Source organism: Pseudoflavonifractor sp. An44, assembly GCF_002161675.1.
Classification (GTDB): Bacteria; Bacillota; Clostridia; order Oscillospirales; family Oscillospiraceae; genus Enterenecus; species Enterenecus faecium.
In genome coordinates this window covers 36,633-61,740 of the sequence record NZ_NFIH01000001.1, presented here as the reverse complement: position 1 = coordinate 61,740, position 25,108 = coordinate 36,633, and the positions used below count along the sequence as shown (strand labels likewise).

The 25,108-nt window shown below is 50.5% G+C and carries 9 protein-coding genes and 1 pseudogene; 9 read left to right on the top strand and 1 reads right to left on the bottom strand.

The window, feature by feature from the left end; all coding sequences use genetic code 11:
* Positions 1-4: 4 nt before the first annotated feature.
* Both B5F98_RS00180 and B5F98_RS00175 read left to right on the top strand, forming a co-directional pair.
* A complete protein-coding gene (locus tag B5F98_RS00180; RefSeq protein WP_087369110.1) occupies positions 5-1,912 on the top strand; it encodes a protein kinase in 1,908 nt (635 codons plus the stop codon).
* A 386-nt stretch (positions 1,913-2,298) separates the two neighbouring features.
* A pseudogene (locus B5F98_RS00175) lies at positions 2,299-3,442 on the top strand (IS256 family transposase); the annotation flags it as partial.
* A 978-nt stretch (positions 3,443-4,420) separates the two neighbouring features.
* Here B5F98_RS00175 and B5F98_RS13420 read toward each other — a convergent pair.
* The gene (locus B5F98_RS13420) at positions 4,421-4,546 is read right to left on the bottom strand and encodes a hypothetical protein (protein ID WP_275532868.1); all 126 of its coding nucleotides are present in this window, start codon (positions 4,544-4,546) and stop codon (positions 4,421-4,423) included.
* A 1,958-nt stretch (positions 4,547-6,504) separates the two neighbouring features.
* On the opposite strand from B5F98_RS13420, the gene B5F98_RS00165 reads away from it, so the two are divergent.
* The 7 genes from B5F98_RS00165 to B5F98_RS00135 all read left to right on the top strand — a co-directional run bounded on the left by B5F98_RS00165 (position 6,505) and on the right by B5F98_RS00135 (position 24,755).
* Positions 6,505-8,178, top strand: a complete 1,674-nt coding sequence (locus B5F98_RS00165; protein ID WP_143482692.1) for a hypothetical protein — start codon at positions 6,505-6,507, stop codon at positions 8,176-8,178.
* Between the two features lie 39 nt (positions 8,179-8,217).
* Positions 8,218-11,775: a tubulin-like doman-containing protein gene (locus tag B5F98_RS00160; RefSeq protein ID WP_087369107.1), complete on the top strand. Its 3,558-nt coding sequence runs from the start codon at positions 8,218-8,220 to the stop codon at positions 11,773-11,775.
* Between the two features lie 221 nt (positions 11,776-11,996).
* Entirely contained in the window at positions 11,997-13,958 is a 1,962-nt protein-coding gene (locus B5F98_RS00155) for a hypothetical protein (protein ID WP_087369106.1), read from the top strand.
* Positions 13,951-18,312, top strand: coding sequence for a hypothetical protein (locus B5F98_RS00150; RefSeq protein WP_087369105.1), 4,362 nt, complete (start codon positions 13,951-13,953; stop codon positions 18,310-18,312). Before B5F98_RS00155 ends, B5F98_RS00150 begins: the two co-directional genes overlap by 8 nt.
* A 397-nt stretch (positions 18,313-18,709) precedes the next feature.
* The gene (locus B5F98_RS00145; RefSeq protein ID WP_087369104.1) at positions 18,710-19,228 is read left to right on the top strand and encodes a hypothetical protein; all 519 of its coding nucleotides are present in this window, start codon (positions 18,710-18,712) and stop codon (positions 19,226-19,228) included.
* 1 nt (position 19,229) lies between these two features.
* Positions 19,230-21,884 carry a hypothetical protein gene (locus B5F98_RS00140; RefSeq protein ID WP_087369103.1) on the top strand — a complete coding sequence of 885 codons (2,655 nt, stop codon included), beginning with the start codon at positions 19,230-19,232 and terminating at the stop codon, positions 21,882-21,884.
* 48 nt (positions 21,885-21,932) lie between these two features.
* The gene (locus tag B5F98_RS00135; protein WP_087369102.1) at positions 21,933-24,755 is read left to right on the top strand and encodes a S8 family serine peptidase; all 2,823 of its coding nucleotides are present in this window, start codon (positions 21,933-21,935) and stop codon (positions 24,753-24,755) included.
* The last annotated feature ends 353 nt before the right edge of the window (positions 24,756-25,108 follow it).

Below are 25,108 nucleotides of genomic sequence, written 5' to 3'. Positions count from 1 at the left end.
TTTTGTGGCGCAAACAAACTTAATCGGCAAGAACATCCTGGGATACACCGTCAGTGAAAAAATTGATTCAGGCGCCTTTGGCACTGTATACAAAGTCATTAAAACCAATGCAGCCGGTCAGTATGTTCGCGCGCTGAAGCACATCACGATCCCAACGGAAAAGCAGTATAATTCTGTATTGAATTCCATGGGCGGTGATGTGGCCAAAGCAGACAGCTATTTTTCCCTAATGCTCAACAATATCGTTTCGGAAATCCGAATTCTGAACGATCTGTCTGAAAAGGGTGTACAACATATCGTGCGATATTATGAAAACGATATTCTGGTTAGTGACTCTCCAAGACGTTATGATGTTTTTATTCTTATGGAGTATCTGACCCCCCTTGAAGAATTTATCAAAAGTAAAAACTTCCTTGTGCGCGATGTGATGAAGCTGGCCCTGGATGTGCTGTATGGGCTTCAAGCCTGCCACAACAATGGCGTAATTCATCGTGATATCAAGGACGATAATATTTTTGTGTCTGACGCTGGCGACTACAGGATCGGAGACTTTGGCGTTTCCAAAATTGTGAAGGGCAGCGCCAAAGCCGAATCGATGAAAGGAACGCCTAATTTCCTTGCACCGGAAGTGTATCTCGGGAAGGGAAGCTATACAAAATCTGTCGATCTTTATTCCCTCGGCATTCTTCTCTACAGGCTTTTAAATTATAATCGAAATCCTTTTCTTCCCCGCTTTCCGGAACAGTATTATGACCATGATGAAGACGCAGCTTTTGAAAAAAGAATGAGCAGCGAGATCCCCGATCCTCCTGCGCTTGGAGGTGAAGCGATCGGCCGTGTCATCGTGAAAGCTCTCTCCAACAGCGCCGAACGGTTCCAAACCGCCGACGAATTCATAACCGCGTTGAACACAGCCATTGACAGCACTCCTCCGGAGCTGCTCGACGAAAGGATCAAGTTCGACACTCCATCTGGTCAGCAGCCGCTCAGCGAAGCAAAACAATATGCAGCCACTTTGAGTGAAACGCTTTCTGAGCCTGCATCGGAAGAAAACCTTGAAGACGAACACAACAGCACCATCAACAGGCATCTGTTTGAAAGCATTGGAGAGATGCCGCCAGTCAATGTTCCGGATGTGGAAAGTACTGCTGTAAACCAGAATCCGGATTCCCAGCAAGCAAGTCCAGTGGAACCAATTGTCCAGAATACAAACAAACGTGTGGTGGATACTGTTCCGCCCAATATCAGTGAACCTGCCCAGCCTGCCCCGTTGGATAAAAAGGTAATGAATAAATTTGTATTTTTCATTCCTGTTGTTATTCTTCTGATTGGTGCAGCTGCTTACTTTATTGTGCTCCCCTCCATCTATGGGCAGGTTGTATCGTTTATTGACTGGCTGTTCACAGATCCGCAGAACATCATTGCCACCTTTCGCAATCCAAACGCTGTTTTGCCGCAGATCAATGCTGTTTTTGGGATGAAAATATTCTGGTGGATCTGGCTGGCTGGCCTCATTGCCTCCCTGTTCTTTGTGGGCAAACAGCTCCAGGCCAAGCCTGAACCAAATGTAGAAAACGCCATCCTCACAAAAAAAGAGCCTTATTTAATGATTCAGGATGTGACAAATGCATTAAAGCAAACTAAAGCTCGAAGCAGCAACAAACAGCTTGATCCACTGATTTATTCCGTAAAAAAGCTTGAAGAAAAACTGTCTGTGGAGAGTGATTTTGGTTATGGAAGCGATGCGGTTATTCGCTGTGAAAACGACATCGCCCGACAAATCCAGTTCCTGATGGACACAGTTCCTCACCTGGAAAACGGCAATCTTGAAGAAATACTGAGTGGAATGAACACCGCTGTATCTAACATCAACTCTCTTTTGCGAAAACGTACGGAATTAAAGAAGAAGTAACGATTCGACACAAGGGTGTTTCAAGGGCTAGTTTTCAGTATTCTTTGCAAAAGATTACATTCGCTGATGATCGTTTTCTTTGGCGGCTTCTCCTTTCCGTAGTCCAGAAGATATACTGTTGCTTTGAGAACTGTTTTTAGTAAGTGTCATAGTCCCAATCGCCGCTGCTGCCCACCTGATAAAGGTAGACAGCAACGGCGATTTTCGGTAGTGTCAACATTCTTGGCTCTACGTCAATAGTTGGGGTCACAGAAATAGAATCCTTACTTTAGCCAGGATAAGGTAGAATAAGTTTCGCAAATTGAAAAGGAAATAAAAGAGACATGGTTTGCAAATCTCTGGTAGAATGAAGTCGCGGCACACCGTTCGAAAGGAGATAGCAAACCATGTCTGAAAAGATTGCACAGCTAAACGAGGAGGTAATCAAGGGGCAACTCAAGGAACTTGTGCGCGGAAGCGTGGAAGAAACGCTCAATGAGCTGCTGGAGGCCGAGGCGGAGGAGCTAACCCAAGCGGCTCGATATAAGCGCAATGAGCAGCGCCAGGGCTACTGTAGCGGCCACTATAGCCGCAACCTCACTACCACTTCCGGAGATGTCACTCTCAAAGTTCCCAGACTCAAGGGTATTTCCTTTGAAAGTGCCATCATTGAGCGCTATCGCCGCAGGGAGAGCAGTGTGGAAGAGGCCCTGATCCGGAGTATCCGTCCGGCGCGCGGAGGACATTACAGAGGCCTTGTGGGGCACCAAAGTATCCCCCTCCACCATCAGCGAGTTGAACAAGAAAGCATATGTCCATATCGAGGATTGGCGCAACCGTCCTTTGCAGGGTGGGCATTATCCGTATGTCTATGTGGATGGGATCTATCTGCGCCGCAACTGGGGTGGAGAATTGAAAAATGTGGCTATTCTGGTTGCGATTGCAGTAAATGAAGACGGATATCGCGAGGTTTTAGGTGCTGCAGAGGGCATGAAAGAGGACAAAGCCAGTTGGGTCAGCTTCTTCCAGTGGCTGCGTGGCCATGGCCTGGATGGCGTGAAACTCATCGTTGGAGACAAGTGCCTTGGTATGCTGGAGGCTGTAGGAGAAGTGTTCCCCGAAGCCAAGTACCAGCGCTGCACCGTCCACTTTTACCGCAATGTGTTCTCTGTAACCCCTCGCTCCAAGGTGAAGCTGGTGGCCAAGATGCTCAAGGCAATCCATGCCCAGGAGAGCAAGAAAACAGCCCGGGAGAAGGCCAAAGCTGTGGTAGAAGAACTGCGCACTATGAAGCTGAAAGAGGCTGCCAAGAAGGTGGAGGATGGCATCGAGGAAACGCTGACTTATTGCGATTTTCCCAGTGAACACTGGACTCGCATCCGCACCAACAATGTCATTGAGAGGCTGAACCGGGAAATCCGCCGCCGTACCCGTGTGGTGGGTAGTTTCCCGGACGGTAACTCGGCACTTATGCTGGTCTGTGCCCGGCTGCGCCATGTAGCCGGCACCCAGTGGGGCAACAAGAAGTACATGAATATGAAGCACCTGGAGGCTGCCATCCAATTTGCGCAAAACTCTGGACCTGTTGAGAAATATAAAATATGGGCTGAGAAATCATATTCTCAGCCCATATTTTATATTTCTCAACAGGTCCAACTCTTGGCACTACCTAGAAAAACCGCCATTGGGGAACCACAGTGCCTTCCCAATGACGGTAAACTTATTTTAAAATTCTGCATTCGACGGGTGCGTAGGCAGGCGTTAGGTTGCAGCCCATTCGCTCTCGCTCTGGGCCAAGCCCGGCGTATTGCTCAGTACCGAAAAGCAGGTATTGATAGGGTTTCAATCCATTCCACTACTCAAATTTGTGAGGGTATCTTATGGTAGCTCTGGTAGGACATCTGCATGGAGCCAGCAAGAGAACCCCTCTAGGAACCTCTCTGTATGATTTGCTTTGCGGTTTGGCTGTATTCATAGAATACGATGGGGTGCTTTGTGTCTCCCCTGATGCAGTGTAGCCACATATAAGACTTGCTGGTAGCAAATTTCCCCTGTTCCACAGCACTTGCAGCGTGCTCTCATCCCCATGAAGCAACTGATGTTGACACAGCTGTCGGCGCAGCACATCGTAAATGGGGTTCGACCAGTCCTCAGTGGCATGTGCAGCCAGTTGGACATGGTCGCCGGGGCAGCTTCAGTCCCATGTGTTCAAATTCCTGCTCCAGTCGGTACAGCGAGGAGTACATCATATATTTACATATTTTTAGGCGGCAATATGGCAGCAATGGCAGAAGGGGATGCAAAGCTCCCTGGAAGCACAGAGGGTTCTCTGGATGCGCACTCCACAACCGCCTCGGCACAGTTTTTGCAGACATAGGTGTAATACCGGTCTTCCCGCACCTAGAAACGGGCGGGCTCCATTTGCAGGGTGCGTCGGACCTCTTTACTGATTTTTAACATCTCAGTACCGCATATAGCGCAAATATGCTCCTCCTCCGGCAAATGGTGCTCCACCATCTCACACGAATATTACATCCGCTCAATGATGTCGGTGCGGTGCTTACAGGTGAGGGGCTTTACCTTAGTGACAGACTTATAGCTGGCTTGCTCCCATCTTTCGGCGTCATTAAACAATTGTGCAAACCGATCCACCATATTCTTCCAGGTATATCTATGAAAATCTCTCTAATCTGATAGACTCTACAAGCATTGAGAAAAACATTGAGAAACCATATGACTCATTAGATTCTTGGCGAGTCTGCATATTTTTGAGGTAATTCTCACTTACTGAGGCACATGCTACAAGACGGAGTATAATTTGGCGCTTATATATTTAGGAGCCTGAAATCATCCTTTGGTTTCTAACAGCAAAAGATTTATTATCCTTGCTTATCTTGTTCAGGGTCATGTCCATCATTATAGTTGTTGGACTGATGATGGTGGCCATCTAGACGTTCTGATGAATGGATATCTAGAATGCATTAGGACAAACCAGATTCTATATTAGCTCTTTGGTAGATCCAAATAGGTAAGTTACACAATTAAGTGACTGATTAAAATGTATGTTTTTAGAACAGGGCAAAATTTTGCGGCTTGTCAGGAATGCATAGAAGATTGATTGAAATTAGAAAAAAATTGTACAAAACACAAAAAATGGTTGAATGTTTTTATGATGTGGTGTATTATAAAGAAAAGAAGAAAAAAATGGATGTAATGGTAAGTGAAGACTGTGTTTGCGTGCACAGTGGAGAAAGAGTAAGGAGAGGTTTACATTAGGAAAAGAAAGATTTAAATTGCAGTAAAGGGAGGGGTTCATGTGATGTGTTTAGGGGTTGTTTTAATAATCTTAGGCCTTGTGTGCGCCGGATATGGGTATACGCAAAACAACACACTGGAGGCTCAGATTTCCAGCTTGTTGCAAAGTGGTGCTACAAATCCGGGCACAATTTTTATCTTTCTGGGCATTGGAGTGGCGATTGTTGGGGTACTACTGTGTATATATTCCATCGTCAGAAAAAAATAGAAGCAGGTCTGTTCAGAACCTCAGAAAGACAATGGTGCGGATGAAGTCTCTTGGATTGGATACAGGGGAATTTGTCCGCATATGTGTTTTTTGAGAGAATGTGGCTATGGCGCCTGGTGTTGCGGCGGCTAATCAGAATTATGGGCAAAGAGAGAATGGAGTGGTAGGAGTGAAAAGAAAAAGAGTGTTTTCTTTTCTCTGCACAATATGGATGTTGTTGGCTCTGATGCCAATGCCGACTGTTGCGCGAGCATCCACAGGAAAAGTCACACGAGAGAGGGCAATTGCAGTTGTGTTTGACAATTCAGGTTCCATGTACACGGGAGATGCCAACCAGAGCAAAGCTTGGTGTCGAGCCACCTATGGAATAGAAGTGTTTGCATCCATGATGAATCAAGGGGATATCCTAGAAATTTATCCGATGTCCCCTGTGGAGGTGGATGGAAAGTCATACTCTCAAAATAACCCATTGGTAATCGACAACGAAAACAAGGTATCCAAGATCCGAGACATTTACACACCTAAAGCAGGAGCAACCCCTATTGAAACGGTAACTGCTGCTTACGAAGGATTGAGTAAGTATACAGAAAGAGAACAGTGGTTGATCATATTGACAGATGGAGCCGTATTTTATGAAAATGGTCATGTGATTGGCGGAGATAACCAAAGTTCATCAGCTATGGTCAGCAGCACTCAAAAAACTCTCTCAGAAAAATTGACTCACTATAATAATCAAGTTAACGTGCTTTATCTTGGCATTGGAGAGGACGCCATTGAGATTAAAGTCGATGGGAGCAAACAGCATGGCTCTGCGGTATCTCGTAACACTGGGGATGTCCTGGATAATCTGACTTCCATGTGCAACCAGATTTTTGGACGGGATGCACTACCAAATACGGGGGAAAACATTAGTTTGGACTTGTCCATGGATAAGATGATCGTCTTTGTTCAGGGCAAAAACGTCAGTGATATTTCCCTCAAGAATAAAAATGAAAATTCTGGCCGTGTAGCCAATAGTTATTCGGTTCGATATGGTGAGAAGGGGGCAGGAAACTACAAACCCATTGTTATTGACAAAGATCTGCAGGGAATGATCGTGACCTATGAAGATTGTCCCGCTGGCGACTATGAGTTGGAGCTCAAAGGTTCGGCCAGTAACATCAGCGTCTACTACGAGCCTAACGTCGATTTGGCGGCGATCCTTGTGGATGAGGAGGGTGAACCAGTCTCGGGTAGCTGTACAGCGGGCACCTATTACATCCAGTACGGGCTAGTAGACGAAGACGGAAACTTTACCACCTCTCCGTTGCTTGGCAGCACAGACTATACCATCACCTATACCCTCAACGGGGAGGACCACACCACGGAGAGTGCTAAGGCTGGGAAGGTGAAAGTGGATCTTAAGGCCGGAGACACGCTGGATGTGCAGGCGGAGGCGTACTATCTGAGTGGGTACTATATCCATCGTAGCGGGGCGGATCTGGGCTGGCCCTCCGGGGGCTACCAGGTGGCGGCCAGACCGGCAGGGGAACTGACCATCCAGGTGACCGGAGGAGAGGACAGATACCTGCTCTCCCAGTTGGAGGACCAGGCGGTATACGACCTGAAGCTAAACTATGAGGATGCCACGTTGACCGGTGAAGCCCTGGATGCCGTCCAGATCAATGTGGACATGGGAGACGGAAATTTGAAACATGAGGTGGAGCAGACCCAGGACGGGCTGCGGCTGAAGCTGAAATACAGCCAGATACCCCAGGATACCCAGTGCGGGGACTATACCATACACCTCACCGCCACCTATACTACTCAAGATGGCCCACAGGCGATCAGTCAGGTGATAGACATTCCCTTCATCCTAGAGGATGATCGCCTCCACCTGGAGGCGGAACTGGAAATCCCACAGAAGTACTATCAGCTGTCCAAAATTGACCGGAGCGAGCCCATGATCCTCCATGTGACGAACCGGGGCCAGCCGCTGACGGATCAGCAGTTGGAGACGGTGAAGGTGGAGTGTCAGGCCGAGGACTTGACCCTGAACTGCACCCCCATGCCGGGCCAGTCCGCTTTCTCGGTGGAGCTGGCGGATCAGGAGGGCTATGCGTCCGGCAAGTATGAAGTTACCGCCCGAGCTACCGCTGAGGACTACTTCGGGCAGACCACCCAGGCGGAGGACGGCGGATGCATCGAACTGGGGCGGTTCCCCTGGTGGCTGCGCTGGGTGGTGCTGGCGCTGGTTCTGCTGGCCATTGTAGTATTGATCTGGCTGATCCTCAACCAAAAGATTCTGCCCCGGCAGATCTCGGTGCGCAGCGGAAGCACTCTCTTCAATGTGGACGGCAGCCGAGTAGCGGGCAACGCCAAGAGTGAGTTTACCGGCAAAAACCGACGAAACGGAGCGTTGACGGTGTCGGTGCCCAAATGCAGCGCCGACCCCCTGGTCAAGGGCGGTTTCAACTTGGAACTGGTGGCAGTGAGCCCCAGAAAAGTAAAGTCTGCAGCCAGACGGGCTGGAATTGTTCGGGTCAACCCCATCAATGGCACCACCATCCATACTATCCAGGTGGGCACCAGTACGTTCAAGAAGGATGCTCAGGGAAAATTCACTAAGGTTGGAGCCAGGCCCAAGCCCGCAGCGGCCACCAAGGGGAGCAAGCAGCAAAACCCGGTACTGTTTGAAGTGGGCAACAACGCCAATTGTGTCATCGCAGGGGAGACCGTAGCGGGCGCATCTTTCTCCTGCACCTGCAAGTTGCAGTTCCTTTGATAATCAACCATTCTAACAGTGAAAAATGGAGGGATCGAGATGAGCAGAGAAATCATCAAAGACAATGTGGTGGATGCCCCTACTCTGTTTGTAGGCGTAGGCGGAACTGGAAGCGATATCGTCAAAATGGTGGCCGAAATGTGCCGACCAGGAGAGGTGGAAAACATTAGCTTTGTGTGCTTGGACACCAATGTGAATGATCTGACCGGGGTGGCCAAGAGCAAGGCTGCCATCAAGGCGGTGCAGACCTCCAACACCCAGACGGTGGGAAACTACCTGGACTACGATCAGGACGCGCTGCAAAACTGGTTTCCCAAAAATGCGGTGCTCTATGACAAGACTGTGTCTGAGGGCGCCGGACAGGTGCGCGCCATCTCTCGCCTGGCCCTGAACAGCACGGTGAAAACGGGGAAAATCCGTCCCCTGTATGATGCTATCGACGAACTGTTTCGCAAGACCGGTAAGGCCATGAAGCAGGCCATGCGCTGCGTCATTGCCTCCACCGCCTCGGGCGGCACCGGTTCCGGCATTATGTTGCCCCTGGCTATGCTGATCCGGGACTATGTAAGGAACAAGTACCCAAACACGAGCCTCAATGTGCGGGCGCTGGTGATGCTGCCCGAGACTCTGGACAGCGTCATTGACTCCGCAGTGGAGCGGGATAGCCAGAGAAGAAATGCCTATGCCACCATCAAGGAGATCAACGCTTTTATGATGAAGGGCTCCGGCTTCTTCGACATCGATGAAGACCTGAAACGGTACAGCAACTTGCACATTGACTTCACCAACCCAGGTACCGATGAGCTCAGATCTCTGTCCCTGCTGCCCTTTGACTTCTGTTTCCTTCTGGACGGGCAAAATGCGGAAGACAGCACTCTGGTGAGTTTGCCCCAGTACAAGCTACAGGCGGCCCAGTCCTTGTATGAGCAGAACATCGGCCCTATGCAGAAAAAGGCGTTTTCTGTGGAGGATAACATCATCAAGGAGATGTCCAACCCCGGCAACTTCGGGCGCAACCGGTTCGGCGGTATCGGCGCGGGTGTGTTGCGCTATCCGTACGAGGACATTGCAGACTATGTGGCCTACGACTGGGCCATCTCCAGCATCGGCGGCGAGGGCCAGGCGGCGAAGTGGACCCGGTACGACAATGCCTTCGAAATCAAGCGCCGGGAGGCGCGCAAAAAGGGACTATCCGATACAGAGATTCCCAAGCGCAGCGAGGTGTACGTCAGTGAGTTGAAGGCCGGCACCGACCCCTTCTCCAAGGATTTGCAGAGCAAATTCCTGCGGGACGCCCAGAAGCGGGTGAGTAGGTATTTTGAGGCTCTGGCCGACCAGATGCATGAGTGCCTGAACAGTGACACCGCAATCCGCGGTGCCAAGGATATGGCCAACCACCTCTCGGAGGAGATCGACTATGAACACGACCCCTCCATGCAGGGCAAGGCTCGGGAGAACCTGGAGCTGTTGCGGGACTACGAGACGGTCATCAAGAAGAATGCCCAGAAGGTGGCGGAGAGCAATGCAGAAGCACTGCTCATCAACGAGGCCAAGACCATCAACGAGAACAAGCCCTACTGTCTGGAGTCGGTGATGAAAAACGCCTTCGGAGACATTTGCCATCCCAATGCGGCCCGGTATATGCTCTATTTGGTGAAGATGGAGATGGACAAGCGCGTCAACAGCGTGACCGCTGAGATCAACGATGTCATTACCACCAACCTGGAAAACTACTCTCCCGACGCCAACGACACGGGCTCCTTTGATGCCGGATATACTCGCAAGAAGAAGGAGAAGAACCTGGACGAGCTGTGCGCGGCAGAGAAGAGCGTAGGGCAGGACCCCTCCATTCTGGACAAGCTGGGTGGATACAAGGGGATCTATGCCAAGCTCAACGCTTGCTTCACAGACTACTATGCTAACATCACCGCCCTGGGTGATCGGACCGCCGAATTGGCCGCCTACAAGCTGGGGGCAGACTACCTGAAGGACCTGTGTGAGAAGTACGAGGAGTTCTACGAGACCTTCCCGGAGAAGGTGACGGCGCTGGTCCGCAAGCAGGAGGAGATCGTGGACACCCTGAAATTCGTCAAGGGCGACTCGGTGATGAACATCTGCGCTACCAAGGAGCTTCTAAAGGAGATCAGTCGCTCCAGTAACAGCAGCAGCGAGGAAGGCTCCATGATGGATAGCCAGCTCAATGGCCGAATTTTTGACGCAGTCAAGGCCAACGTGCGCTTTGCCCGGGAGATCCGCAGTGCAGATATTGTGGAGGATGACCGGCGTATTGATATCTTCGACAGCATCTTACTGGGCTACTTCAAGGAGGATGTGCGCCAGAACTGCGACAACATTGACCTGAACATTGTGGAGGCCATTGCCAAGGAGAACCGCCTCAAGGCCCGCATCAAGCTGCGGGAGCAGCAGGACGGCTCGGGAGACACCCAGGTGTTTGATAACGTTACCCACGAGGAAAATCTGCGCTATATCCGAGAGGTAATCGCCATGGGTGAGCGGCTGTCTGCCCCCGGCATCCAGCGCATTACTAACGAGGAGGCCAGAGAGGTCAAGCTGTGCGCTTATAACAAGAAGTTGCTGGATATGCGGGCCTACCGCATTCAGGATCTGGTGCCCAAGGGGGACGCTGTGGACACCATCTCCAAGTATGAGATCCACTTCTTCAATGCCCTCTACAACCTAACCCCCAACAAACTGAAAAAGTTTGCCGCCCCCTACTCTACGGAGACGGGGAGCAAGGATGCGGGGCTGTACCACACCGCCTACTTCAATTACTCCCGCCACATCGGGCCGGATTCCACCAAGAACATGATGATCTCCACTCATATTGACAAGCGGTGGGACTCAGTTGCAGTCATGCCTGAGATCGATTTTGCCTTCCAGGATCACCGGATGATGCGCATCCATCAGGCTATGATTTACGGCTTGGTGCACGGGGCCATCCAGCGGCATGATCTCTCCCTGGCTGCGCCGGGCAAGCGGGTGTACAAGTATGAGAATTCTGATGAGCGGTTCGTGGATCTGGTGGTGTCCAATGGCACCCTGTGCGATGAATTCTACGAGATCCTGGATGCGCTGTACATCAGTTCGGCCATTGTGGAGGATGTCCACTTCATCAAGAATAAGAAGCGCACCCGGGACGAGGTGAGAAACTCTAACTACCGGGATACCAACTTTGCCAAGGATCTGGACGAATTCTCCATTGAGGTGCTCCATCAAGGAAAGACTAGCCTGTTTGAAATCCCCTTGGCCTACTACAACTCTCTGCCCAACAGTCAGCGGTTTACCGGCGAGATCTCGGCCTTGGTAGATGCAGTCATCAAGACCTTCCGGGACGAGTTGGAGCACTGGGAGCGGGGCAACGACGCCAAGTTCATCCTCTGCCAGGTTTTGACCGAACAGTTTAAGCTGCTGATGAATAACTACCGGGACTATGACACACTGAGAAATAACATCGAGGCAAAGGACAATCCGGTCATCAACATGGCATATCGCAAGATCAAAAAATTGCTCCTGGAGGCGCCTGAGCCCGACGACTACGAGCAGACGCTGATGGAGATGAAAGCGATGGTCTTTTAAGATAACATGGCACCATTGTGTTTGGAAAGCTTGGCAAGATTTAGTGCGCGTTCTGAAAACCCATCCTGGATTGCCTCGAAACTGCACCAGTAGTTGAGCAAACTTAACGAATTATGCGGTGCTACCAAATCTGCCAACTTTACCTCTCTCCGGCCGGAGGGGCAAACTAATTAGCTACTTTGGGATACACGATCTCACAGCAGCGATGGAGGTGAGTTGAGATGTTTACGGTGGTCATTGCGGAACAAGAGCATATCAGCGCCATCGAGGAGTTCCATATGTTTTTGCAGCCCTTTTTGGCATCCACACAAGTTGCCTTTTGCCAGTGGGTCCCAGACGGCGCTGCGTTGGACGACATGGTGCCCCAGCTGCGCAAGACGGTGAATCGCCGGGAAGAATGGCGCGTCATCGTGGTGTGTGATGAAGGGGGACTCAAGCAGCAGAATCCCTTCAACCGGGTGGGATATACCCCGCCCCAGCATCAGCCGGGCCAGAGCCCGGAAGAGTACCTGGGCACGGTGTGGCAGCGCAAGCGTGAGGCCTTTGACCTGGCAGCCCAGCAGCCGCTGACCAGGTTGATGAGTTATCTCTGCCAAGGCCCTCTCATCAATGTGGAGAAGGGACAGACCTACCAGGACCCGGAGTTTGCCCTGTATCAGAAGGAGGCGGAGTACAAACAGGAACTGCGCAGGGCTATCACCGCAGGGTATGAACTGGAAATCGCGGTGCCCGCGCAAGTGCTGTGTCTGGCCAAACGAACCTACGTGGATGAGGAGCGTGCCCTGCGCACGCTGTGGACTTCCCACGTGGATCACCAGTACTCCCGGTTTTATGACTGGAATCTCTACTTTGATAAAATGCGCTACCTGGTCTTTGACATTCTGCCAAAGAACCATGAAAACTACACGTTTGACTACATCCGGTTTCTCTATGGGCTGCTGCTGCTGGCCAACCATGAGGTGCCCCAGGGCAGTTTACAGCCCCGGCGGCTCTATATCCTCAACAGCGAGGACGACGAGCAGCGGCTGCGGGAGTTGTTTGGCCGCTACGAGGGAAAATTGGCGGCCACGGACGAGATGCTTACTCAGAAGATACATCAGCTGGAGAATCGAACGAGGCGCCGCCTGTCTGACCAGGAGGCGGAGGCCATCTTTTGTGCCCACGTCACCGTTCCGGTGACCATGATCCGGGAGTTTGAGGAGACGGACCTCTACGTGGATCACCGGGGGCTGGGCCTGGCCACAGACTGCCCCACCAGTGAGCTGTCCGTGTGGAGCGCCGGGCACGCCCGGTCCAGGAAGGCTCTGCACCGGTTTATGAAACAGCCCCGCCGGGCGGTGAAACGGGCGGCGGATGATGTGCGCAACCTCAACCACGTGGATCTGGACCGTGTGGGGGAGCTCAACCGGTTTCAGCTGGAGGACGTGGCGGAGTACATTCAGACAGAGGAACTCAGCATGGTCACCACCCCCACCCGGAGTTTGACGGACATTTCCGACTACGAGGTGCAGCTGGACGAGGCTGCCCAAGAGGTGGAGAAAAAAATTGACGCCAGAATGACCAGAAAGACCACCATTGCCCTGGGGGCTCTGGCCCTTGGCCTGTTTTTGGTGGGATTTCTACCCTCAATCCTAAAAAATACGGGCGAGACGTCCGAGACCATGGGGGCAATCTGGCTCACCATGGGGGCGTTGGGACTGCTGGCTGTTATCGGATTGGTGGGCCTGTACGTGCTGCGCAGAGCGCTGAAGAGAAAGTTCAGCCAGTACAACGCAGCTATGCAGGGACTGGTGGAGGAAGTGACCTCTGTCACCCGCCTTTTCTCCAAGTATCTCAGCCACGGCTGTAATGTCATGCGTGGCTATCAGGTGCTCAACAAATTCCAGTCCCATGAGGACCCAGAGGTTGGGCAAATCAAGGTGTTGAAAAAGCACCGGATGGACATCCTTCGGTGCCGGGAGGAGTTGCATGAGGTGTTTGGGAAATTCCTGACCCAGCCCCCTGTGGAACCTCAGACACCGTATCAGTATGATTTTCACAGACCGGTGGACTATCCGTATCCCCTTCCCCATGAGGAGAACCGGGACGCCCAGATCGAGTTTGTGCAGCCTGGCCATGTGATTTCCGTACCGGTGGACTTTGTGCGGCGGGTCACCATCAGAATGGAGGAGCTGTATGATTGATTGGATCAAATTTCTGCTGGTGATGTGCGCTGTGGCCCTTCCGTTCCTGCTCTTTGTGCTCCTCAACGCCAAGGCCAATCTTCCCAAGAAAATCCGGAACCGACAGCTGCTTATGCCCATCGTGACCCTGGTGTACGGCATTGCGGCGGTGTTTCTACTGTCCTACATCAACCAGTGGATCGCCTGGATCCTCAGCCTGGTGCCGGGGTGGTTGGATCGCGTCCAGAGCTGGAGCGAAGCGGCCCTCAACGGCAACCTGAGCTTTTTGAGTGAGGCTGCAGCTTGGTTGGCGGAGGGGATCCGTACTCTGCTGGCCTCCAGCCAGCTCATGTTCTGGCTGTGTATTGTGGCCAACGCAGTGATCATGTTGGTGTTTCTCCTTGTGAAGAAACTCCTGTTGGCCATTTTCAAACGGGTGTTTCGCAAATCCACGGCTCTGGGAGATACGCTCAGCGGCCTGTTTTACACCAGAGAGGAGGAAAGTTCAGAGGTATGGTATGTCCGGCCTCACCTGGGCCAGGCGCGGACCTATTTGAAATTCTTCTACTATGGAGCGGTGGGCGTGTCCATTCTGGCCATGCTGGTCTCCGGGGTGCTGTACCGCAACCAGCTGCTGGGCGTTCCTTTTTACCCGGTCTTTGCCATTCTCATCCTGGGTGAGATGTACTTCTTTGTGGACGGACTGCTCAAAGGAGAAGAGGAAGAGGATCAGGTGGAGGGGGAGGATGACGATGCCAAAAACGTGGTCAACTACTCTCTGCTGCGCAAGGCGCTGCGCAAGCTCTTCGGAGATAAGCTCCAGGCCGAGGGGACGGACGCCACCCATATGGAGGTGGATTTTCAGACCAACGAGGAGCTGCTCCATGAATGGCAGGCAGGTTCGGATGAAATTGCCGAGGCGTACAGCCTGTTCATGCAGGGACAGGTGGCCAGGGGCGGGACGCTGGACCGCAATTATCTGGTGTCCGGTCTGGAACTGCTGCAAGGCAAGAGTATTCTGTTCAACAACCCCTTCTACTATGACCTGATTCCCTATGTGTCCTATTCCATGAACCGTACCCTGCTGCGCAATCGCAAGGTGTTGGTGGTGCTGGGCCGGCATGGCATCCAGGACGATTTGCAGCAGTGGTGTGAGGACGGCCTCACAGCGGTCACCAATGTGGAGCAGATGTGGCGGGTGGGGGTGCTTACCCACACCGCCCAGGAGCTGGACGTGGGCATTGTGACCCGATCCAGTGTTCACGACCTGAAGCTCCACGAGGCCAACGAGGACTTCTTCTCACAGGTGGAATTTGTCGTGCTGGTGGAGCCGTCCCGTCTGATCACAACCGCTCAAATCGGCCTCAACTCTTTGGTGCAGGCGTGCAGACGGGAAGGGAAAAATATCACCTTCTGCTCGGTGGACAAAAACTGTGACGGTCTGGTGGATGCCCTCTCTCACATCCTGATGACCAGTCTCAGCGAGGTGGCGGCCACCAACCGCTACGACGGTGTGTGCTCCTATATGTGCTGGGAGACCGACCGGGAGCACTTGCAGCACCGGATGCTGCCCAATGTATCCCGGTATCTGGGCGTGGGCACCGAGCTGTCCTTTGCGGGCCTAAAGCATCAGGTGGCCCACACGGCCTGGTATGGCGGAGAGGCATTTCCGGTGACGGATATGCACTGGATCGTCAAGCAGTATTACTATGATCTGCTCCACTACGCCGGGCTGCCCATCTCACAAAAGAGCATCGACGACTATTTCCAGACTTCCCCCAACCTTTGGAATGCCAGAATCCAAAAAAACCAATACATCACGGTGGAGGATGAGTCCTGCAATATGTTCGAGATCAAGCGGGACTTTTCCACCCGTGCCACTGAGCAGAGCTTCATCAACATCATCTCTCCTGAGTACCTGCTCAAGGACTACATGGCTGACAACGGCAGCATCTTCAACACCGATCCTAAGGCCATCCCCTATGTGGTGGCGGACTATGCCAGAACGGTGCGGAATGTGGTGCTGCGGCTGTGCCTGCGGATGAGCGCCGGTATGGTGCCTGAGGAGGAGGTGCGCCAGGAGCTGATGCTGGTGGAGCAGGCACAGGGCAAGCTGGAGGACACCTTCTGGGATCTGGTGTGCAGCATCAACCGCCCCATTTCCAGCGGCCAAGACGACACCCAGGACCGGATCCTGCGGCGGGAGGCCTATGGTAAGGCCCTGAAATTTGGGCCTGATGTCATCTGCGTGAAGAAAAAATTCTCCATGAAAACCGGGAAAATGGAGCGGTACTTCCACATTGCCGACCCGGACTTCAAACAGATCCTGCTGTGGGATCTGCAAAGCGCCAGCTACATTGCCGAGGATGAGCACGGAGAGCGACAGTACCTGGGCACCGAGCTTCGGGGTCAGATCTTCCAAAAGTATCTGCCCGGACAGTTTTTCACCTTCCATGGCAAGTATTACGAGATGCAGTCGGTGACCACTGACGGCCGGATTTTGCTCCGACGCGCCGCCGACCACATCACCAGCAGACGTTCCTACCGCCAGCAGCGCAGCTACGTCATCACCCGCTGCGTCGATGCCCAGGGCATGGGTGACCAGCGAGAGGTCAACGGGATGCGGGTGATCCGTCAGTATGCGGATTTGCAGGTGGACACGCCGGCGTATTGGGAGATGGACCGGTACAACGATTTCGTCCACGGCCGAAAGGTGCTGCTCAACGGCATTCCCCGGCGCACCTACTACAACAAACGCATCCTGCGTGTGGATCTGCCCCAGCCTGTGGATGGGGCGGTGTGTCAGACCATTGCGCTGTTGTTTGATGAGATCTTCCGCACCATGTTTGCGGAAAACCACCCCTATATCGCTGTGACCGTTGCCTCTGGGACGGAACTCCCGTTCACGTACCGCGTGGCCGGGCAGGACGGGGTGGAGCTGAACCCTAACAGCCTCTACTTCTTTGAGGACAGCCAGATGGATCTGGGGCTTCTGGAGGCGGTGGAGCGAAACCTGACCCGTGTGCTGGAAATCATCTGGGATTATCTGGACTGGCATATGGAGCAGGTGGAGCAGAGCCTCAAGCCGCCTCAGGAGCCGGAAGTGCCGGACTACACCCTACCGGATCCCCCGGAGGGGACAACGGCGGAGCCTGAGCCCAAGACCTGGATCGGACGTCTGTGGAAGAAAATCAAGGGCTTCTTCCGGTGCATTGGGGAGTTCTTCAAAAAGCTGTTCCGGCGGAAGAAGAAAACAGAGGAGCCCGCCGGACAGGAGCCGGAGGAGCCCACCGGACAGGAGCCGAGGGAGCCCGCCGGACAGGAGCCGGAGGAGCCCGCCGGACAGGAGCCGAGGGAGGCCGTCGGACAGGAGGCAGAGGAGCTCACTGGACAGGAGCCAAAGGATGCGCCGCTTCAGAGCAGAAGTATGTACTCCAGCGCCATGGACGAGAGCCAGCCTAACGACGCCAACGACACGTTAGAGTATGAGCCGGAAAAGGTGTTGAAACCCACGGAGATTAAGGCCATGGGGCGCAAGCCCTATCATGAGCGGTACTACCTATTGTACGGCGGGACACAGGTACCGGAGCAGCTGAACGTGCAGGAAACCTGGGACTACCTGAAGGAGCACGGCTATGCAGACGGCTCCTTGAAGCAGGCCAGAAGCGGGAAAGAGATTGCGGAGATGATTGAGAACAACTACAATCCCCGCAAGCCTGGTAGCCATTTCTGCGATTTCTGCGGGGTGGAGCTGATGGGCACCGACTACCAGGTGCTGTCGGATGGCCGGGAGCGCTGCACCACCTGCGGTAAAACCTCGGTGAAAACGGCCCAAGAGTTTGACCAGCTCTACCGCACTATCGCCCGGAACATGGAGGTGTTCTTCGGGGCCCGGATCATGAAGCCGGTGCGGGTGCAGATGGTCAACTCCAAGAAGCTGCACAAGAAGCTGGGAAAGACCTTTGTACCCACTGGGAAATTCGATGGCAGAATCCTGGGTGTGGCCATTCGGGACGGTGACGGATATTCCATCCTGGTGGAGAACGGTGCGCCTCGGGTGAGTTCCATCATGACTATCGCCCACGAGCTGACCCATATCTGGCAGTACCTCCATTGGGACGACAAGGAGATCGTCCGCAAGTACGGGAAGGATATGGAACTGGAGGTCTATGAGGGAATGGCCAAATGGGTGGAGATCCAATATGCCTATCTGATTGGAGAGCCGGCCGCCGCCAAGCGGGAGGAGATCAGCTCCCGCCTGCGGGAGGATGAATATGGTCGGGGATTCCGAAAGTACGTGGCCAGATACCCACTGTCAACAGGAATGCAACTAGAACATTCCACGCCCTTCGAGGATCATTCGAAACCGCTATGATGGGAGTTCTCTCACGAGAAGGGGAGTGCAAGTTACAAAATGTGATGTGCCTGGCGATTAGAAAAACGCCAGGCACATCACGTTAAAGTAGACATGAGGGTACAGAATTTCGGATGTTCGAAATATGTTGGAATGGTAGTACGATTGATTGCTGTTTGAGCCTATTTTGTCCTTTGCAGTTTACTCTGCTGGTTGAGGTTGATGAAGTGAGAAAAGCAGGTGCCTCTGTGCTAATGTCTTCATCAGGGGCATCGTACTTATAAGAAACGATGGGTTATATGGTGAACGGCATTAGATTAGCTCCAAATGCAAATAAATCGGAACATTATGACCTATCCTAGGAATAGAGAGAACCATGCGGCGTATAGAGTGCTGTGAATGAAGATGAGGGAGAAAAATGAAGAAAAAAGTTAGAATCATATTGGCAGTGAGTGCAATTATCATACTCTGTGCAGGAGTGGTGGGGGTATGGTCCTTGACTCGTGGGGCATCCGATTCTCCGCTGGAAGCAGCCATTGACCGACGGATTGAGGGTGAAAAAAACTTGGGAGAGGATTTGCCCCTTAGCATGCAATACAGTAACGTCGTGCTGGAGGCGCTTGAGTATCGGGTGTTATCGGAGGATCATGAATCTGGTACGGCCACAGTGTCCTTTACCTATGTAGATGTCATGAAACTGGGAGAGGAATGTGGTACAGATATTACGGATGCAGATTTGTTTTACACACAATGCATGGAGAAAATTGAGCAGGGAACGGCCCCCAGTGTGAACAAGGAGATTCAACTTCAATATACAATACAAGAAGCAACGGATGGTGAGTCTGTGTATGTGATTCAGAGCAGTCCGGAATTGGCTGATGCTTTAAGCGGAGGAGTTTTTTCGGTATATCAGGGGCTAGTGGGAGGTGAGTCGTGATATGAAACATCGATATGTTGGATATCTGAAGCAAATGTTAGCGCTATTTCTGGTAATGTGCTTGGGGATGTCGTTCATCCCCGAAGCTAAGGCATCACCGTCGGATCAATCCACTTATATGCTTCCGTTGGAATGTCACGGAGAATATACATATCTGAATGTTCTTCAGAACAAGGATACCTGGCTGGTAGAGGCGGAAGGGTTGTGTGCAATGTCAGATTGTCAGCTAGAACAGTCAAGCCGCAAGGTGACTCTGTCCCGAGGGGACACTGGGATTATTCTCTATACCACAGGCTTGGATGATTGTGTGGTGCAGGGGGAGCAGGTGTACCTCCCGCTTCAAGATGCCACAGTAGCCACAGGCGTCTGCTTGGAGGCAGGGGACCCTTATCTGGAAGCCACTATTTTGAAAGTTCCAAAGGAGTTTGAAGCTGTCATTGAGGCGGTATTGAACGACAAAAAAGTAGTTCTGGGTCAGATGCAGGAAGATCTGGGGCCAGCATGGACCGTCATGTCTACGGCCGCACATGCATACTCGATTATGCCGTTTGTAAACTTTTCGGTGTTTGTGGACGTGTTAGCCGGAGAATACGAGATTTCCGCCTACGAGGAAGCCTTTGCGCACTTGTTGGCAGAAGAGGGAACGCTGCACAGCGCTTTGGAAAAAGTGGCGGATTTCAATCAAGTTACAAACGACACCGAGGCAGTGTTGGATTTGGCACAGACATTGATTGACGACCAAGGACCACTGTCTGAATACGCCAAGGAAAAAGAAATCAAAGGCGAAGTTCTGGAGCAGGTGGTGAAGGAATATCCACGAGGAGGGTACGAAGCAGGCCTGGAAGATTGGTTGGAAACCTATACTAAAACTGCGGCTGAGGCCAGTTTGTCCTATGTCTTAGACGCCTGCACCATGTACTCTGCAGTGATGGATGCCGAAGAATCCACGATGGCGGCACTGAAGGCAACCTTTGAATATTCATCCAGCTACAGTGCGCATGAAGCGTGTGACAGAGTTTTGACTTATCGGTATGGAACCATGGATGAAAAGGTTTCTGACTTTACCAGGGGGTGGGCGTATGATGTGACATCTGAGCTATTTCAAACTACTCTGGAAAAATTTATTACCCAAGGCGGTGCAGGTGCGAACCTTCTGGCTGTTGTGGCATCCAAAGCTATTGACTATATGCTGGGAGCCTCGGACAAGGCGAACTTTACCTTAGCTTATGAAACATATACGTTTGTTCAGAAGGAATTGAGAAACTATCTATATTTGTTGGATTATGCTTCAGATACAGATATCCCCTACATGAAACGGGCAGCCGCGATTTTGTACATCAGGTGTGCCATGGAAGCGTATGAAGGTGCTGAATTTGACGAGGATTTAGAGGAGGCACTGACCAATGCACAGACGCTTTTCGCCAACTATCTGGTGAACCTCTTGTCATATTCCCAGGAGGAGTATGCACCCACCTATGATAATCAGGCGGCCATTAACTGGCTGAATCATAATGCGACTACATTTGATGTTGAGAATTTTCTCACAGAAGCTGGCCTGTTATACTCCATTCAGAGAAAAGACCACTCTAAATTGGATGCCTCTGAAAAGTACGGTGTTTCTCTGTTTTACGATTTGGTGAAATTTGACCAGAAACTACCTAAATTCAAAAAAGTCAACCAACAGCTGTACAAGGACTATGAAGAGTATCAAAATCAACTCATCATCGAGAAATTGGATGCATATATTCCTGCTGCCTATGCAAATCAAGAAACATACCAGTACACCATCGAGACTGCACTGTCCTACCAAGGGAATGATATCATTTCTTTTCTACAAACCTCTACGTGGTACATGGGTGGTGTCGTCCGTAAAGACTATAATGGTTATGTTATTTCACTAGCTACCGGAGAATTTGTTCCACTGGCTCAGCTGGTGGAGGCAGATGAGGAGAATTTGCAGGCAGATTTACAATCCATTGTATTGTGCCTGGCACAAAGAAATCAGATGTCAGAGGACGTTCAGGAAACTGTTTCCACCTGGGGATTGGAGGAGTATGAGTATTATGTCAGGAATGGAAAGGTTTATCTTCTGTTTGATACCTATAAACTGGGGAGTGGAGCAGATAGCCCTTTGCAGGTGTTCCTGTGCCAAGTAGGCGGAATTCCAGCCAGAGTAAAAGAAAGAGGGGAGATCAAAGGGGCGGCCTCTTTCTTGGGTGGATATGTTGGAGAGCTTATAGAACTTTATGGCGAGGATTACACGTTAAGTTCTTACCAAGGAGGAACTTTCATTCAATTTGCAGGAACTCCTTGGTACTTTTTGAAGGGACCTGATATTCCGGAAGATGTAAACTATGGAGGATATTACACATCAGAGCTAATTAATAACTATATGACAATATATACCATAAGTGCTGGAGAAGAGACGCCATTATTGGATGGATTGACCAGCAGCATGACATATCTGGAATTAGTACAGATAGTGGGGAACGACACTATACTGAATAAGCCGGAGTACTTCGAAAGCGTTGATAGTGGGGCTTGTTTCTATTCGATTTCTTTTATATACAAAGGGTACTTGTTTGGGTATCAATGGGCACAAGATCCAAACACGACTAAGTCTTTAATGGCTACAGTCAGTGTCGCTAATTCTTGACTGAGAGAAAAAACAGCTACTTTTTTGCAGATAAGGAGGTAATGGCCAGTGAACAGAAAACAGATGCTTATTGTAGGAGCTGGTGTCTTTCTTTGCGCTGCTGTACTCATTTCTGGCATTTTTATAGTGAAAATTCGAAATGAAAATAATATCAGCGAACTTCAGGCGTACTATACCCCAATTGAATCGGAGGATGTGGTAGAGGAAAATGGAGCTGAGTATGTTGATTCCCGCCTGCTGCTTACGTCCAAGGAAGGCATCTCCTATCCAGAGATCGAAGAGCTGGTTAGGAGCCATGAGGGAGAGGTGATCGGCTATATTTCTCAGACCGGAGATTATCAAATAGAAATCAAAAAGGAATGTACCTACCAGGAACTACAGAGTGTCGCACAAGGTTTGGAAGAAAGTGATATTGTTTCCACGGTTTCTCTAGAATATGTTTCTAAATTGGGGCCCACAACCGTCTCTTATCGAGATGACCCGTGGACAGATGATTATAGCATGAATGGTGACACAAATAATACCTGGGACGAAAGTAACCCTTCTGGGTTAAATTGGTGGGCAGAGGCCATCGAGATGCCTTCGGTGTGGGATTCGAATTTAGAGTTACAGCCGGTAAAAGTAGGATTGATAGATAGTATGTTTGATATTGCGTGCAAGGAATTGGAAGAACCGCTCTTCGTGAAAACCTGGAACAATCCGGTTGACCAGGAGAGCAATTGCACAGTAGGTCAACTTTATGTTCAATTTAGCGGACAGGACAAGCAATCAGATACCTTTCATGGAACTCATGTTGCAGGGATTATTGGGGCAAAAGATGGAAATAGTCAGGGGATTACAGGGATTAACCCTTCAGCACAGCTCTACGGATATGCTTTGATGAGTGAGGAAGCAAAGGACATCCAAGAAGCAAATTGGTCAAGCGTTTTTCAATTAAAATGTAGCTTAGCAACGCTACTGAATGAAGGGACAAAGGTTATCAACATTTCTATGGGGTATGGTGATGCCCTGCGTGGAGCTCAGGATGGAGACAAGGCCTTACAAGAGTTTTTGAAAATAAACTCCTCATCCATGGAGACATTTCTTAGAAAATATATAGATGCTGGACAGGAATTCCTCATCTGCAAATCTGCCGGAAATCAGAGTAGCGTGGGGAAAAAATATGATGCTTCTTACGATATTTTTGCCGCAATTGCAGATGAAGTGGTGGCGCATCGCATTATTGTTGTTGGAGCAGCTCAGTGGAGCAACGGATACTATGTACCTACGTATTTTACCAACAGAGGACCTCGTGTGGATGTCTATGCCCCGGGAAAAGATATATTGAGTTGTTTTCCCAACAACATTACAACATGTCTGGACGGAACATCTATGGCAGCACCAATGGTGACAGGAGTGGCATCTTTGGTTTGGGCAGTGAACCCAAGTCTTACTGCTGAACAGGTAAGGTGCATTTTGCTAACTTCCATGTATAAAACTACATCGACCATAGATAAAGCAGATGTGGAGCAGACGGGGCTTGAGAAAGATACTGATCCGGTAGCCATCATCAATGCGAATGTTGCCGTGAATATGGCACAACAGCAGTCTGAATGGGACACTAGTAAGGGTAAGAAATTTGGGTCGATTTCAGGCCTCGTATATCTCCGTGGGGGGAATGATGTATATGGGAAGCTCGATGTTTCTCAAGTGAAAGTGACAGATAGTTCGGGAGCAGTTGTCTCATCGGTCCAGTTGGAACCGTGTGCAGAGGCAATGTGGAACAAGGAGACGGGAAAAGCTGATATAGTGCAAGTGATGTCATACTCAGTACTACTTCCGCCGGGGGAGTATCGTGTATTTGCTCAATCTGAAGCATATGGTGTGGAAACTCAGACAGTTGTGTTGGAAGAACATGAAATGGTCATAGCTAACCTGTGTTTTGTTGATCCAGATTATCTTGTGACGGATGCACTTCGTATCGAGCGGAATGGGTATTCTTACGCAATTCCTCAGATTAATTTGAGTGGACAGTCAATTGCAAACTTAAACAAAGAAATTTATGACATGTATTATTTTACTGGAGGATGGGATCTGGAAGGCTGTCTCGATGTTATTGATGAGGGAAGAAAACCGCGTACCATCCAAATTGATTATCAGTGGATTATGAAGAATAATTTGCTATCTCTCGTAATAGAAGCCCAATTCTCTGAGGAGTTTCCGAATTCTATGGGCTATATGGTGTACAATATTGACACTAATTCTGGCATGCTAGCTTCCAACGAAGCTGTCTCTGCTATATTTGGATATTCAGAAGAAACCTTCATGAATATGACAGAGCAGGCGGTAGGATTATATTATTGGAAGACATATGGATCTGATCATAGGGCTTTTTATGATGAACAGTATGTCAAGAATTTTAATAACGGCCTGAAAAATAGCTTGTCTTCTGCTATTCGAGAGGGTTGGACACCATACGTCAATGGACAAGGAAAACTTTGTGCCTATGTTATGGTTGCTGATATTTATATGCCGACTAGTTTTGAGGAGGTTGTGATTAATTTGGAGGAGGCTGAGATTTCCTCAAACTGTACACAGCAAGCCACACTGCAGTATCCGCCTATTTCTCAGGAAAAAGCATATGAGGTTGCCTGCGAGTATTGGAATTTTCATGAGGGAGATATTGCAGAGGAGATAGGGTTTCTGCTGGATGTGGTTCCCAGCGGTGAAGTGTTCTTCAAAGACGAAACTACAGGAGAATACTACTATAAGTTTATGCTCAGTTGGCAAGTTGTTGATTTCGAAGGGAATACTCATTGGTCGACTTGTGATGTGATCCGAATTAATGCAGAAACTGGGGAAGTGATTCCTGCATATCCCATACAGTCATGAGCTGAGCGATTCAAAGTTGAAACGGCGCCCGTGCAGAGATGTGGCCTGTATAAAATCAGGCTTGGGCCAATGTGTTTGATAAGTAGTTACTGAGCCATAGTAGATATACAGTAGTAGATATACAGAAACTTGTTGGCAGAAGCCATCATGTAAACCTAGTGATTTTCTTTCGGAACGATTGTCATCTATGAAAGTGATAGCGGTGCACATTGCCAATCCCAACCATGAGCTGTGGGCCGAGTGTAGGGCCTAAACCCAATAGCCCTAACTACTAGATATTCTGGCAAAGTTCCTGCAAGGACTGCATGTTCTGTTTAAACGCAAGACTATCCCAAACTTTGTATAAACCTCCT

Bases quoted from the DNA above. Each gene is read 5' to 3' on its own strand.
- B5F98_RS13420 (WP_275532868.1), bottom strand. From the start codon at position 4,546: ATGGTGGATCGGTTTGCACAATTGTTTAATGACGCCGAAAGATGGGAG.
- B5F98_RS00165 (WP_143482692.1), top strand. From the start codon at position 6,505: ATGATCGTGACCTATGAAGATTGTCCCGCTGGCGACTATGAGTTGGAG.
- B5F98_RS00160 (WP_087369107.1), top strand. From the start codon at position 8,218: ATGAGCAGAGAAATCATCAAAGACAATGTGGTGGATGCCCCTACTCTG.
- B5F98_RS00155 (WP_087369106.1), top strand. From the start codon at position 11,997: ATGTTTACGGTGGTCATTGCGGAACAAGAGCATATCAGCGCCATCGAG.
- B5F98_RS00150 (WP_087369105.1), top strand. From the start codon at position 13,951: ATGATTGATTGGATCAAATTTCTGCTGGTGATGTGCGCTGTGGCCCTT.
- B5F98_RS00145 (WP_087369104.1), top strand. From the start codon at position 18,710: ATGAAGAAAAAAGTTAGAATCATATTGGCAGTGAGTGCAATTATCATA.
- B5F98_RS00140 (WP_087369103.1), top strand. From the start codon at position 19,230: ATGAAACATCGATATGTTGGATATCTGAAGCAAATGTTAGCGCTATTT.